The organism is Streptomyces sp. NPDC007901 (assembly GCF_042959465.1).
GTDB lineage: Bacteria > Actinomycetota > Actinomycetes > Streptomycetales > Streptomycetaceae > Streptomyces.
Genome location: NZ_JBIBKW010000015.1, coordinates 52,030 through 65,137, shown reverse-complemented (window position 1 = coordinate 65,137; position 13,108 = coordinate 52,030). Strand labels below are relative to the sequence as shown.

Sequence of the window (13,108 nt, the reverse complement as noted above, 5' to 3'; positions counted from 1 at the left end):
GCGTCTCTGGGCGCCGGATGCTCAAGGCGCTGACGCCAACCCCACGTCCGGATCGACGTCTCCTTCGAACTCGAGGGCTTCTGCCGGGATCGGGAATCTCTCGATGTCCGCCCTCTGCAAGGACGGAAGCGTCATGCCCCGCAAGAATTTGCGCCTCCTGGTCTGCCCCTCGCGCCCGTTCAGGAAGTGCGCGAGCGCAGGTCCTTGTGACTGGTCATGCAGCCGGAGGACGAAGATGCCCGGATCCGCGACGGCCGGGCGTTGCGCGACGGTGGCGTACGAGTACTCGTCCATGCGGGCGATCAGGAGGTCGCCCGGGGCGATGAGGGTGACGGTGGTGGACGACGTCGCGGCCCATCGCCAGGTAGGACGGCCCCCAGGACACTCACGTCCACGACCGGAAGCGTGCCCAGCAGTGCCGCCGGCACCTCGAAGCCGCGGGTTGAGCGGGACGGCTTCATCTCCCGTACGAAGGAACCGAGCGGTTCGCCGTCCTCCAGGAGCTCGGGACGAGGAGTGCCGAGCATGATCCCCCAGTCGTCCCGGAGCCGAAGGTCAGCTGTGACCCACCACGTTGACTCCGACGGCTCCTCCTCGCGATGCGTTCCCGCCTCGATCGAAGCCAGCGCTCCGTCGAGCCGCTGGACCTCCACAAGGGGCGGCAGGGGCACGGGCATCTCCAGCAGACTCCGGCATCTTCACGGACGCCATGGTGGTACCTGTCGCCGGCGACGCCCGACGAGCCTGTCCCGCCCGCGAGTTCAACACGGCGCAGATCCACCGGGAAAGCACCGGGTCGAGAGGCCGGAGCGCTGGCTTAGCGCGGCGTGAAGGGCGGGGGCACAGAATCAGTCGACCGCCTGGGCTCGGCCCTCATTGCATGCCCGTGCCGGGATCCACGGCCTCGCCCGCGGTCCAACTCGCCAACATACTCAGCGTATCCGCTGAGGCGGAGCCGGGCTTGGCGTGATAAGTCACGATCGACTGGTCGTGGTCGTCGGGCAGTCTCAGGGTTTCGTATGACAGGATCAAGTCGCCCACCAGCGGGTGGTGCATGTGTCTGCTGCCGTGGCTCTTCTCTGCAGTCGTGTGTGCGGCCCACAACCTGCGGAAGTCATTGCTCTTCACAGACAGCTCTCCGACAAGCGAGTGGAGCTGGCGGTCGTGCGCGTGATGGTCGGCATATATCCGGAGCGCGTTCACCGTCTCGGCGGCCTTCGCTTCCCAGTCCAAGTACAGTTCTTGCGCCTCTGGGTCGAGGAAGATAAGCCGGGCCATGTTTCGCTCGGTGGGCGGCAGCGTCGCGAAGTCCTTGATCAGGACGCTTGTCAGCCGATTCCATGCCAGGATGTCCAGCCGGCGGCCGAGAACGAGGGCCGATACCTTGTCCATCGAGTCGATGAACTGCCACACCGTCGGCCGCACCTCTTGCGGCTGGGACATTCGACACTGCGTGAACGTCATTTCCGCCAGATGTCTGAGATAGGTATGTTCGGCGTTGGTCAACCGCAGTGCGCGAGCAATTGCGTCCAGCACCTCGGCAGAGACGATCCGGCCGTAACCTTGCTCTAGCCGCGAGTAGTAAGTTGTGCTGACCTCGGCGAGCTGGGCCAACTCCTCGCAGCGCAGTTCGGCTCCTTGGCCCGCGTGGCCCTTGGGCGGGAGGCCCACGTCCTCAGGCCGCAGGCGGGCACGGCGCGAGCGCAGGAATCCACCCAGTGCGGCGTGCCTATCAAGTTGATCCATGCAGACAGTATGATTGGGCTCGTTCTTCGCGGTTTGCCTGTGCCAGGGATTCCCTACGAAGCTTGTCAAGCCGCGTGAGCGGTGGGCGGAGCGAGTTCGTAGGTCTGAGACTTCCCCCGAAGCGTGGACACCGTTTGCTATGCGGTAGCGGCCAGCGTAACTGATCGCTGTTCGAAGGCCATCGGGCCGATGTAGCCAAGCCTCGAGTGCCTGCGTCTGCTGTTGTAGCGGGTGACCCGCCGGAACCCCGCGAGACCGACCGCATACGTCCCTGACCAGCGTTTTCCCCTGTAGGGTCTCTTTCTTGAGGGTTGCGTTGAACCTCTCCGGGGCGGCGTTGTCCGCGCTGGTGCCGACCGCTCCGCGCGAGCGGATCACGTCGAGTAGGCGGCACACCTTCGCGAACTCTTTCGACGCTACTGGGTGAGTTCAACCAGTCGTTGCAACACCGGGCTGTTGCAGCGAGCGTAGCTGTTCTTCGAAGACCTCGGCCGGCGTCCGCCAACCCAGGACTTTGCGGGGCCGGTTGTTGATCGCCATGGCGACGGCTTCGAGGTCCGTGAACGACCAGCGGGAGAGATCGGTGCCCTTCGGGAAGTACTGGCGTAGCAGCCCGTTCGTGTTCTCGTTCGTCGGTCGTTGCCAGGGCGAGTGCGGATCGGCGAAGAACACCTTCGTACCGGTATCGAGAGCGAACTGAGCATGACCGGAGAGTTCCTTCCCACGGTCCCAGGTGAGGGTCTTACGTAGCTGCTCAGGCAATTGCGTCATCGACGTGGTGAGCGCCGCGTTCATCGCGATCGCGCCATAGCCCCCGAGCGAGGGGCCGTTCTTCACGGGCGGATTCTCGCCCCAGCCCTCCAGACGGGGCAGGTGCACCAGGAGCGTGGAGCGGCTGCTGCGCTCGACAAGCGTGCCGATCGCGGAGCGGCCCGTCCCGATGATCAAATCGCCTTCCCAGTGTCCGGGGACCGCGCGGTCCGTGGCCTCGGCGGGGCGTTCGCTGAGGACGACGTCCGCGGTGACATGCCCCTGCGGCTTGTTCTGCGACCGTGCGCGGGGAGCCCGCAGCGCCCGGCCGGTGCGCAGGCACGTCACCAGTTCCCGCTTGAGCGCGCCACGGCCTTCGATGAACAGCGCCTGGTAGATCGCTTCGTGGCTGATGCGCATGGACTCATCATCGGGGAAGTCGACACGGAGTCGGTGCGAAATCTGCTCCGGACTCCATGCCGTCGCCCAACGTCTGTCCTGACGGTGCGGCTTGTTCAGCCCTTTCCATGCGGGCGTCTTGGGCCCGGTGACGGTCATGTTGTCGGGGCGACGGATGCTGCCGGCGAGCCGGTCCTCTACGTACTCACGCAGCCGGTCGTTGCCCAGGAGTTTCGCGGTCTTCGGGCGCTTGGCCGCCTGCTGAGCCTTCCACTGGGCGACCGTCGCGCGGTATTCCTGCTTGCCGCCGCGTGTGGCGGCGTTGCGGCGCAGTTCGCGAGAGATTGTCCCGGGGTCTCGCCCCAGGGCGCGGGCGATCTCGCGCACGCTCTTGCTCATCGCCATGAGGATCGCGATCTCCTCGCGCTCTTCGCACGTGAGGTACCGGCCCGAGGGCTCGGCCAACGAGATCGGAGGCATGCCGCCAGCGTGACGAAACCACCTCGCACCCACCGGCCACGACACGCCGACCGCCAACGACGCCTCCACCGTCGTGACCCCCGTGGCGATCAGTCGCCAGAACTGGCGCTGCACGACCCGAGACGGATCAGGCTGCCCCGGCGAACGCATCGCCGGCCGCAACGCACGGTCAGCGCGCCACTGCCGACGCCGCCCCTCCGGGACATCGCTGGTCTTCAAACTCCAGTTCGCCGTAGCCACGTCGCACACCTCCGAGATCAGGGTGTTGCGACGACCAGTTGAATCCACCCTGCGCTCCGTTGTCACTATGGAAGACCGCTCCGTCCAGGCCGCCACCCCGGGTATGGGCGGCGGCTTCGAGGCGCGAGGCGGATCCGGACTACGTGCTGCTGGACGGCGCCCTGGCGTCGGTGACCGGGGCGGCGACAGCCGCGCCGACTATTCCCACAAGCACCGTCGGCGCCGAGTGAACGTGCAGGTGGAGACCGACCCCGTCAGGCGGTTGCTGTGGATCTCGTCCGCGCTACCGGGCCGCGCCACGACCTGAGGGCCGCCCGCGCCCATCGGATCATCCGGGTCTTGCAAACGGCGGGGTGTCCCGGTCCTCGCCGATCCCGCCTACATTGGGGCCGGCGCAGGGTGGTGACACCCCTCAGACGACCGCCGGGCCGCGAGCTCACGCCGACCCAGCAAACCGTCAACCGCGCGCTGTCCGCGGCATGGGCACCGGTCGAGCGCGGCGACACACGGTTGAAGTCCTGGCGCATCTTCCGCAGATCCAGGTGCAGCCCCATCGAATGACGTCAGTCGCCGCGGCTGTCCTCACGCTGGAGCGGCAACGCTGAAAGACCTCAGTGTCCAAGGCTGGCCACGCTCAGAGGGAGAGGCCCAGCGTTGGGGACCCCCTCTTGGGTCACCGCGTCGTACTGATCGCGCACCTACGCCGGTCGTTAGGCGGCTCCGGTGACCGCCGCACTCAGATGATCTCCGCCTACGGAAATCTTGCCATAACCACGCTCACTCGTACGCTGACAACAGGCTCTGAAAAAGGAACGAAGCGACATGAACGGACTGTTCTCTGCCCACCGTTGCCGTGAAGACCGAGGACGGTCACGGCAGGCTGACGTACTGACAGGTGCCAGTACCGGATGCCATCTTTACGCTGCATTGTCGACACAAGTGTGCGGTGCCATGGCTTGCAGGAACTATCGCGGTACCGAGGAGTCGCAGTGGGTTTCGCCGAACGATTGAAGCGCGATCTCGTCCAGGACGAGAATGCGCGATTCGTATATATCAATAATTTTGAAGTGGAACGCAGCTGGGCTGTCGGTGAACCCAAACTGCCGGGCGCGGGCATCTCCTTCGCCTCGGCGACGGTCAACCGTATGGAGGAGATGGGCGTCCTGCTCGCCGAGAGCGCGGACATCGTGCTCCTGAAGGCGCCGATGGACAGTGACTATGCCGCGTACCTGCGTGCGGTCGACGCCTCGGCCGGTGAAGTGGTCGCGGTCGAGGCGTCCCTGCCCTCACGCACCGTCACGGAGGACGCGCTGGAATCGCCCCGGACGCTGGACTTCCTGCGCGGGCTGGCGGACGGCCGTACGTACCTTATGCCGATGGGAATTTCCGCAGCCGAGGAACAGCTCTCCCAGGCGGTGGGCCTGCCACTGGCCGGCCCACGTGCAGAGGTCTGCAAGCGGGTGAACGGCAAGATCTACAGCCGTCGTCTGGTCGACTCGCTCGGGCTGGCCGCCGTACCGGGTGTGGTGTGCGAAACGGTTGCCGACCTGGCCGCAGCGGTCGAGGCGCAATGCGCCCGCGGCGGCCGGGTGGTGGTGAAGGAGTCGCTGGGTGTATCGGGGCGGGGCATGGTGGTGCTGCCGGACCGGGCGGCCGCTGACCGGCTGCTCCGGCTGATCGGCCGCCGCGGGCAGCAGACGCGGGTGGACATGGTGGTCGAGTCCTGGATCGAAGATGTCACGGATCTCAACTACCAGTTCCTGGTGAGCCGTTCTGGGCAGGTCCGGTTCGAGGCCGTGAAGGAGGCGGTGCTGCACAACAACGTGCACCAAGGACATCGTTTCCCGGTGGATCTTTCCGAGGAGCATCTCGGCACGCTGCATGAGTCGGCTCTTCTGATCGGCCGCGCGCTGCACGCGGACGGCTACTATGGAATTGTCGGCGTGGACGCCATGATCGGCCCGGACGGGGTGTTGTACCCCTGCTTGGAAATCAACGCGCGATTCAACATGTCGACCTATCAGAGCCGAATTGCGGAGCGCTTTCTCTCAGCAGGACGTCACGCCATCGCGGCAACCTTCAACCTCAAACCCTCGCGGGCCCACTCCTTTGCCGAGGTTGCCGCCGTCCTTGGCCGATCCATATTCGACGGAACCCATGTTCCGGGCGTTCTCGTCAACAATTTCGCCACGCTGAACGCGGGCATCGGTCCGGGGGACGGTCCGTTCCACGGGCGCATATACGGAATCTGCATCGCCGCCGACGCCGGCTCGGCGCTCGCCTTGCGGAGCCGGACCGAGGAACGTCTGCGCACTCTGGTGGCAAGGGGGAGCTCATGAGCATCCAAGGGATCACCTACACAGAGCTGGCGGAGCGCTTCGGCACGCCTCTCTATGTCTACGACGGTGATGTTCTGCTGCGGCGCCTGCGCGAGTTGTCCGAGGCGCTGCACCCCGCACTCGAAATCCTCTTCTCGCTGAAGTCCAACCCTAATGTCAGCGTCTTCAGCACACTCAGGGAGGGCGGCGCGCACGCGGAAGTGTCCTCACTGGTCGAGCTGCGCACCGCGCTGCTGGCCGGAGCTCAGCCGCAGGACATCATCTTCCTCGGGCCCGGCAAGAGCGAGGAGGAACTGAATGCCTGCCTGCGGGCAGGCATCTACGCCATCGTCGCCGAGTCGCTCGACGAGGTGGACCGCATCGAGCGGCTCGCGTCCGAGAGCGGTGTCCGGCAGCGGGTCATGCTCCGGATCAACCCGGCCTTCCTTGCCAGCGGATCCCGGCTGACCATGGGCGGCAAGCCGCGGCAGTTCGGCATCGACGAGGCCCAGGTGCTCGCTGCCGGGGACCTGACGTCGCGTTACCGCCATGTCGAGTTGGCGGGGATCCACGTCTACATGGGCACCCGGATACTCGAGGCCGAGGTGGTCGCGAAGAACACGCGTTACATCCTGGAACTCGCCGATCGCGTCGCGGCGGCCACCGGAATCCGCATGGCGGCCGTCGATATCGGCGGCGGCCTGGGGGTGCCCTACTTCGAGGGTGAGGACGACCTCGGTGCGGCGGAGCTGGCCAAGGAACTCAACCCGCAGATCGAGGAGTTCACGCGGAGCCACCCAGGTACGCGGCTGCTGATGGAGTCAGGCCGCTATCTGACCGCCCCGGCAGGCATCTACATCGTGTCGGTGCGCTACGTGAAGGAATCGATGGGCGAGATGTTCGCGGTTGCGGACGGCGGCACCAACCACCACATGGCCGCGGTAGGCATCGGCTCGTTCGCCAAACGCAACTTTCCCGTGCGACTGCTCAACCGTGACTCCGGTGACGAGCTGCAGAGCTGGAACGTCACCGGCCCCCTCTGCACGCCCAACGACACCCTGCTCAAGCGTGCCGCGTTGCCGCCGCTGCACGTGGGTGACCTGCTGGGCGTCGAACGGTCGGGTGCCTACGGTCCCTCGGCCTCACCCGGGTTCTTCCTCGGACACGGCTTTCCCGCGGAGGTTCTCGTCCGGGACGGCGAGGCGCACCTCGTGCGCAGCCGTGATCTGCCTGATGACCTGTTGCGTCAACAACACCTGTACAGCCGACGCGCGTCGTCGGCCGGCACGCGAAATGAGGTCTCGTGAACCGCGAGCAGATTGTCGAGCACATCCGGATCGCGCTCTCCAGCGTACTCAACAGGGAGATCGGACAGCTGGAGGAGAACGTCCGCCTTGTCGAGGACCTTTCACTGGACTCCACCAGCGTCATCGAACTGCTGATGGCCCTGGAGGACACCATGGGCCTGGAGCTGGACGTGGAAGACCTGCAGCCCGAGGTGTTCCAGACCGTCGGGAGTCTGGCCGACTACCTGGCCGCCGAGGTTTCGGGCCTGGTGTCCTGAAGCCGACGGAGGGGCGTCAGATGACCGTGATCACTGCTGCCGCAGCGGAGGCGTCCTCGTCCTCGGCGACGGGGACCGCCGGGTGCTGGCGGAGGGAGCCGGTATGAGGGTCGGTGTCGACCTGCTCTCCGTCCAGCGGTTCTCCCCGATCGCACGGCACGACCGCTACCGCTCGCTGGTCTTCACCGAGGACGAGCTCGCCCAGGCCTGCACTCTGGGGCCGGAACGCAGCGTGGAGCGGCTGGCGGGCCGATTCTGCGTCAAGGAGGCGACATGCAAGGTCCTCGGACGGGGATTCTGGCAGGGGGTCCGTTGGCGGGACATCGAGGTGCGCGGCGACTCCTGGGGGAGACCCGTCGTCACGCTGAGCGGCGGCGCCCGGCGCATCGCCGACGAACTGGGATTGAGTGGCCTGGAAGTCACGCTCACTCATCAAGCGGAGCTTGTGGTGGCGGTGGCGATAGGGGTGGCCGAGAGGCCGGGGGACTGCGACGCACGGTCGCGGAGCTCATGAACGGCAGCGGCCCTGCCCACTCACATGGCCTGCGACGGACCTGCGCGTCCGCCGCGTCCCGGCCGGCTTCCAGCTGTTCTCTCGCGTTAGGGGGTCTTGAGTGACTGATCGCGACTCGACATCAGAGGTTGATCAGAACGAATTTGTAAACACCTACCTTGCCAAGAACACGCCGTTCGTGGCCAGGAACTGCTTCACGCGCAGCGGGCCGCTGGCTTCGCCGTGGGACCTGGAGCCCTTGGCAGAGAAATTCGGCGCGTACCACGTTCCTGTCTTCGACACCCTGTTCGAGATGCAGCGCTCGATGAGGTTCAGCGACTATGTGTCGGCGATAGCATCCGAACGGACCGGTGCGAAGCCCGTGTCGTACGTACGTTGGTACGCCCGCCAGCGCCACTTCCAAATGATATGTGCAGACGAGGCGTTCGCAGAACTCGCGGAAAGCTGGACAGCTCCGTCATGGGTCCCGTCGGGGGGCTATGTGTTCCCGCCCATCAAGGAGAATGCTGATCCGGTAAGGGACAGATTTCCCGCGAAGGGCTTCTTCGTCTGCGCCGCAGGAGGCCGTACTCGGCTGCACGTGGATCCATGGGCCAGCGATGCTGTGCTCTGTCAGGTCACCGGGGCGAAGCGCTTTGTGATGTACCCCCCGAGCGCGGGCGAGTTCCTGTCGGACGGAGATGCCGTCGTCGACCTGGAGGAGCCGGACGACGAGCGGTTTCCCACCTGGAGAGCAGTCCGACCCGCTGTGGACGTCACCCTTTCCCCCGGTGACGCCATCTATATCCCTGCCGGGTGGCTTCACGCGGCTGTCGCTCTCGCGCCCAGCGTCTCGATAACGTGGAACTTCGTCCATGAAGTAAATGCCGCCCGTTTTGCGGCATATCTTGAGTCCGGCGGCTCTACGGATGCCACGGTCAAGTACTTTCACGCCACCCACGAGGTCGCGCCGGCCTCCTGAACGGCGGGATCGAGCGCGGCAGGGCCGGATCCAGGAGGAGGAGTCACGTGAGCAAGAACGCCCCCATGCTGAAGGAGGAAATATCCATCCCGACCTTCGAGGCCCCGGTCGACTCCCCGTTCTCGTGGCTGCGGGAGACGACGGCGGCCATTCGTGACCAGCTGCTGGTCCACGGAGCGGTCATGGTCCATGGCCTGCCGATAGACGGACCAGACGGTCTGGCCGAGGCACGGAATTCCCTGGGGGTCGACAACTTCACACCTACTGAGGCGTTCAACCACCGGAGCGACTTCGGCAACCACATCCTTTCACCCATCAGCTGGCCGCTGGACCGGCACATTTGCCCGGTGCAGGAGAGTTCCTTCAGCCGCACGTTCCCCTCGGTGGTGCTCACTGCGTGCGTCACGCCGCCGGACGGCGACGGGCGAGCCTACCTCGGTGACGCCCGTCGGATAGGCCAGCACTTGCCCGCGCACCTCGCCGACCGGGTACGGACGGACGGTTGGACCATGGCCCGGACCTTCCACGCTGGATTCGGCATTTCGTGGCAGGAGGCATTTTCCAGGACGGATCGCGCATCCCTTGAGGAGCTTCTCAAGACGGAGGGAATCGAATCCGAGTGGCTCCCCAACGGTGCCCTGCACACCGTGCGGCACCTGCCCGGCTTCATCGACCATCCGGTGACCGGCGATGTCTGCTGGTTCAATCAGCTCTCCTTCCTCAATGCCGGCAGCCTGGAGCCTGCGGAACGCCGGTTCATGGCCAGGGCGTTCGGGAAGTACCTCCCGATGGACTCCTTCTTCGGTGACGGGTCGCCACTGTCGGAGGAAGATGTGAAGGCCATAGACCATGCCTACGACTCCTCGCGGATCGACGTTCCGTGGCGCCGCGGAGATTTGCTGATCACCGACAACGTCTCCATGGCCCTGGGTCGATCGCCGATCGCGGGCGCCCCTGAATTCCTCGTTGCCCTCGGACAGGGCCACTGAATCCGCTCATTGTCGCGCGAACATGGATGATCAAGACACAGAGGGCAAAATTCACCCGCCGCCGAACAGCATGCGTCGAATCTGTCAACTAGGCCTCGGCGGCATAATACATACACGTGCGTACCGAACTCGCCGCGAATATCCCTGCCGGCGTTTTCGGGTGGGTTGCGCCCTCGTTTCATGAAGCACCGAATTTATCCGTTCTTGATTGCTACGGTTCTCGGCGCTCGATAGGTTAATCTCGATCGCGATACGGGGAGGGTTCCTGCATGATGAACCTAAGGCTCGCGAACCCCGGGCTGCACACGGTTCCGGTGGCTGCGGGGGTGCAAGCTTTCGACGCCAAGGTCCGTCCTCGCGTAACGACACGGGTGCTTCGGTCGTCGGGATATGGTCCGAGCCCCTTGCAGTAGGGGACATCTGTGACACAGGGGCGATGCTCTGATGCGCGACAGCCAACCTGCCGACTCAGTCGGCCGTTCGACGGGATTTTGCGTGAGAGGCCACTTCGAGGCATGCCTCCTTCAATAGATACAGTCGATGACTTCTGCCGTGGACTGGTGCTGACGATAGCGAACCGGTTCGAGCAGCTTGAAGGACTTTCATCCGCTTGATCCGATCCGCGTCGGCCGCGCGGAAATTTCAAGCGTCCACGAAAAGCTGCTCGATGCCGGGTCAACTTTCGCATTCCCCCAGGGGAACAAGACGAGGAAGGCTCTCTCGCGTGCGCACTATGGTTGAAGCTGATATAGAAGTGATTGTGAGCTGGTCCAACCCGCGCCACCCCGACGGTCCCCAGTTCGCGGAGCAGAGCAGACTGAGGGCCGGCGATCGACTGAGTTTCGGCAGGGTGAGTGGTACCGAAAAACTGCAACCCGGCGCCGCGCCCGGCATTGGAGCGTTCGAGGTTTCCGACCGGCACCTCCTCTTCTCGAACCTCACCGCAAGCACTACCTTCGCGATCGAGAACCTGGAAGGCGGCACGGAACTCGTAAAAGCACGTCCCCGTCAATTGGACATGGTAATCCCGTTCGAGATGTCACGCATCCTGATACCTACCGGTACGAGCGTAAGTGAAATCACCGTCTTCGCTTCCCCGCCGGTCCTGCTTCGGTCCGACCAGGCCACCACGTTTTCCGCCTCCGCTGTATCCAAGCTGGATACGTCAAGTAAGTATTTCGCCGTTCTCGTCGCGCTGTGTGAGCCACGGTTGCGCGGTTCGTCCATGGCGGCCGTACCGTCCGTTCAGGAGGTGGCCGAAAGACTCAAGCGGACCAAGCAATTCAGGGGCGCGAACCGGAGCAGCATCAACTACCACATCGACTATCTGGCCGACCGGAAGCTCCCGGTCAGCCAGTGGGCCAAATATGTGGACGAGGGTCGCATGCATTCCAAGCGCGAAGCCCTGGTCGCGTTCGCACTCCGCTTCGACCTGGTGCGAGAGGAACATCTCAGCCTGCTCCCCGACCTCAAATACGCGAGGGTCCTGCGTCGGTGAACCGCGGGTCTCCCTGTCAGCCGGTCGCCGGCCACGCGCGATTCCATGAAGGTTCTTCACCCAGATAGGATGCGTTTATGGAGCCTGCACCTCTGAAGGTCGGGACCTGGAATATCGGGGGAGGGATCCTCGGCGAGTCCCATCAGCGAGGCGTGGATCCATCACTCGATCGTTATGCGTCAGTCCTGGAGGAATGTGGGCCCGACGTGCTGTGTCTGCAGGAGGCGCACGATTACCACGGACGTCAGGTGGGCCAGGCGGAATGGCTGGCGAAGCATCTGGGGTATCCGTACTTCGCGTCCTTCCCGACAAGCAGGTCTCACATGGTGGAGGACGCTTCCCTGGCGCTGGGGATCGTGTCCCGGTTCCCCATCCGGGATGCCGTGTACAAGCAGTTCCCGAATCCCCGGCTCCGGGTCGTCGGCCCGAACGGCGAGAACTGGGAGCTGCACGACAAGGGTTATGTGGTCGGCCAGTTGGATCTGGGCTGGGGAACGCTCGGACTGGTCAATGGGCACTGCTTTCCGCTCCAGCACTTCGGAATAAGCCCGACCGAGCCGGTTTTTGCGCAGATGTGGCGCATGCTGACGGCCGACCTGCTGGCCGTCGGCGCCGCCGGTCCAGCACTCGCCGCCGTCGACCTGAACTACGCGCGGATCAGGGACCTGCTGGTCGATGTTCTGCGTCCGGGTCGTTATTTCAACGCATTCGACGGCACCCCCACAACGCCCCAGGGCGTACAGAAGGACTACATTCTCTACGGGGAATCGATCCGGTTGCTCACCACCACGGTGGCGTCGACCGGTTCGGACCATTCATATTGCCAAGCAAGTTTTCTGATGTAGCTCGGGCGGGACGTACGGCTTCATGACTGCACGTGACATGAGCAACCGGCTGCGAGAGGGATCTGAATGGGAATGCACGATGCGCGAAGTCACCGGCCTGTCGTCGCTGTCGTAGGACTTGGCATAGCCGGTTCGCTTGCGGTAGTGCATCTGTGTGATGGATCGTCGAGCCATCCTCAGAATGGGCCGATAGAACTGCTCCTCATAGATCCGGGCGTTGTGGCCGGAGACCTTCGACCTCATCGAGACTCGGCGCAGCGCCTGCTGAGCGCGCGTGTCGAGGACATGAGCTGCTATGAGAGAGAAGCCGACCACTTTGCGCGTTGGCTGTGCCGGCGTGGTGAATGCCCGTCGGAGACCGGTCTGACGCCCACCTGGTATCGCTACCAGAATTACCTTGCGCACACCGTCGGCGAGTCGATCATCCAGGCGACTGGCTCTGCGACTGTGCGGAGAATCAAGAACCGTGTGGAGCAGATCGAAAAAACGGATGAGTCCGGGTATGTCCTCTATTTGGACAACGGTGAGCTCTGTCGTGTGGATTCCGTGGTCATGGCGACCGGACTGAGATGCGCCTGGGAGCCGAAGGACGGTGATCGGTGGGCATCGCGGTCCGTCGACGGTGACGTTTCTGAGTCCCGTGGCAGCGAGATGGGATGGGGACCTCACGCGCACTTCCTGCCGGATCACCGTGAAATGCGATCGTCCACTCCCGTGGACTATGTGCCGCTTCTACGTCGAGAAGCGGCGAAGGTTGCCGCTTCGGTACTCGCGGTCCGGGCGTCGTGAAGAGGACCGGATGGA

General features: G+C 64.5%; 12 protein-coding genes and 2 pseudogenes. 10 read left to right on the top strand and 4 right to left on the bottom strand.

Translation table 11 applies throughout. The annotated features are described in order from the left end of the window. Window positions 1-21: 21 nt before the first annotated feature. The 4 genes and pseudogenes from ACFZDK_RS37845 to ACFZDK_RS37830 all read right to left on the bottom strand — a co-directional run bounded on the left by ACFZDK_RS37845 (window position 22) and on the right by ACFZDK_RS37830 (window position 3,375). Window positions 22-294: a hypothetical protein gene (locus ACFZDK_RS37845; RefSeq protein WP_390979536.1), complete on the bottom strand. Its 273-nt coding sequence runs from the start codon at window positions 292-294 to the stop codon at window positions 22-24. A gap of 579 nt (window positions 295-873) precedes the next feature. After that, on the bottom strand, window positions 874-1,746 hold the full coding sequence (locus ACFZDK_RS37840; protein ID WP_390979267.1) for a helix-turn-helix domain-containing protein: 873 nt from the start codon (window positions 1,744-1,746) through the stop codon (window positions 874-876). 137 nt (window positions 1,747-1,883) lie between these two features. Next, window positions 1,884-2,163: pseudogene (locus tag ACFZDK_RS37835) on the bottom strand (integrase core domain-containing protein); the annotation flags it as partial. A 12-nt stretch (window positions 2,164-2,175) separates the two neighbouring features. Then, a complete protein-coding gene (locus ACFZDK_RS37830) occupies window positions 2,176-3,375 on the bottom strand; it encodes an IS30 family transposase (RefSeq protein ID WP_390979520.1) in 1,200 nt (399 codons plus the stop codon). Between the two features lie 362 nt (window positions 3,376-3,737). Between ACFZDK_RS37830 and ACFZDK_RS37825 the strand changes: the two are divergent. The 10 genes and pseudogenes from ACFZDK_RS37825 to ACFZDK_RS37780 all read left to right on the top strand — a co-directional run. Continuing rightward, window positions 3,738-4,220, top strand: a pseudogene (locus ACFZDK_RS37825) (transposase family protein); the annotation flags it as partial. 384 nt (window positions 4,221-4,604) lie between these two features. After that, window positions 4,605-5,954: an ATP-grasp domain-containing protein gene (locus ACFZDK_RS37820; RefSeq protein WP_390979265.1), complete on the top strand. Its 1,350-nt coding sequence runs from the start codon at window positions 4,605-4,607 to the stop codon at window positions 5,952-5,954. Continuing rightward, window positions 5,951-7,240, top strand: a complete 1,290-nt coding sequence (locus tag ACFZDK_RS37815; protein ID WP_390979264.1) for a type III PLP-dependent enzyme — start codon at window positions 5,951-5,953, stop codon at window positions 7,238-7,240. Before ACFZDK_RS37820 ends, ACFZDK_RS37815 begins: the two co-directional genes overlap by 4 nt. Further along, window positions 7,237-7,497: an acyl carrier protein gene (locus tag ACFZDK_RS37810; RefSeq protein WP_020122423.1), complete on the top strand. Its 261-nt coding sequence runs from the start codon at window positions 7,237-7,239 to the stop codon at window positions 7,495-7,497. Before ACFZDK_RS37815 ends, ACFZDK_RS37810 begins: the two co-directional genes overlap by 4 nt. A gap of 103 nt (window positions 7,498-7,600) precedes the next feature. Then, window positions 7,601-8,011, top strand: a complete 411-nt coding sequence (gene acpS / locus ACFZDK_RS37805) for a holo-ACP synthase (protein WP_390979261.1) — start codon at window positions 7,601-7,603, stop codon at window positions 8,009-8,011. Window positions 8,012-8,111: 100 nt separating this feature from the next. Continuing rightward, the gene (locus tag ACFZDK_RS37800) at window positions 8,112-8,972 is read left to right on the top strand and encodes a cupin-like domain-containing protein (RefSeq protein WP_390979259.1); all 861 of its coding nucleotides are present in this window, start codon (window positions 8,112-8,114) and stop codon (window positions 8,970-8,972) included. A gap of 47 nt (window positions 8,973-9,019) precedes the next feature. Continuing rightward, entirely contained in the window at window positions 9,020-9,961 is a 942-nt protein-coding gene (locus ACFZDK_RS37795; RefSeq protein WP_390979257.1) for a TauD/TfdA family dioxygenase, read from the top strand. A gap of 733 nt (window positions 9,962-10,694) precedes the next feature. Continuing rightward, complete coding sequence (locus ACFZDK_RS37790) at window positions 10,695-11,459, top strand: hypothetical protein (RefSeq protein WP_390979518.1); 765 nt, start codon at window positions 10,695-10,697, stop codon at window positions 11,457-11,459. 77 nt (window positions 11,460-11,536) lie between these two features. Beyond that, entirely contained in the window at window positions 11,537-12,304 is a 768-nt protein-coding gene (locus ACFZDK_RS37785; RefSeq protein WP_028808459.1) for an endonuclease/exonuclease/phosphatase family protein, read from the top strand. Window positions 12,305-12,370: 66 nt separating this feature from the next. Then, window positions 12,371-13,093, top strand: a complete 723-nt coding sequence (locus ACFZDK_RS37780; RefSeq protein ID WP_390979254.1) for an FAD/NAD(P)-binding protein — start codon at window positions 12,371-12,373, stop codon at window positions 13,091-13,093. Window positions 13,094-13,108: the final 15 nt, after the last annotated feature.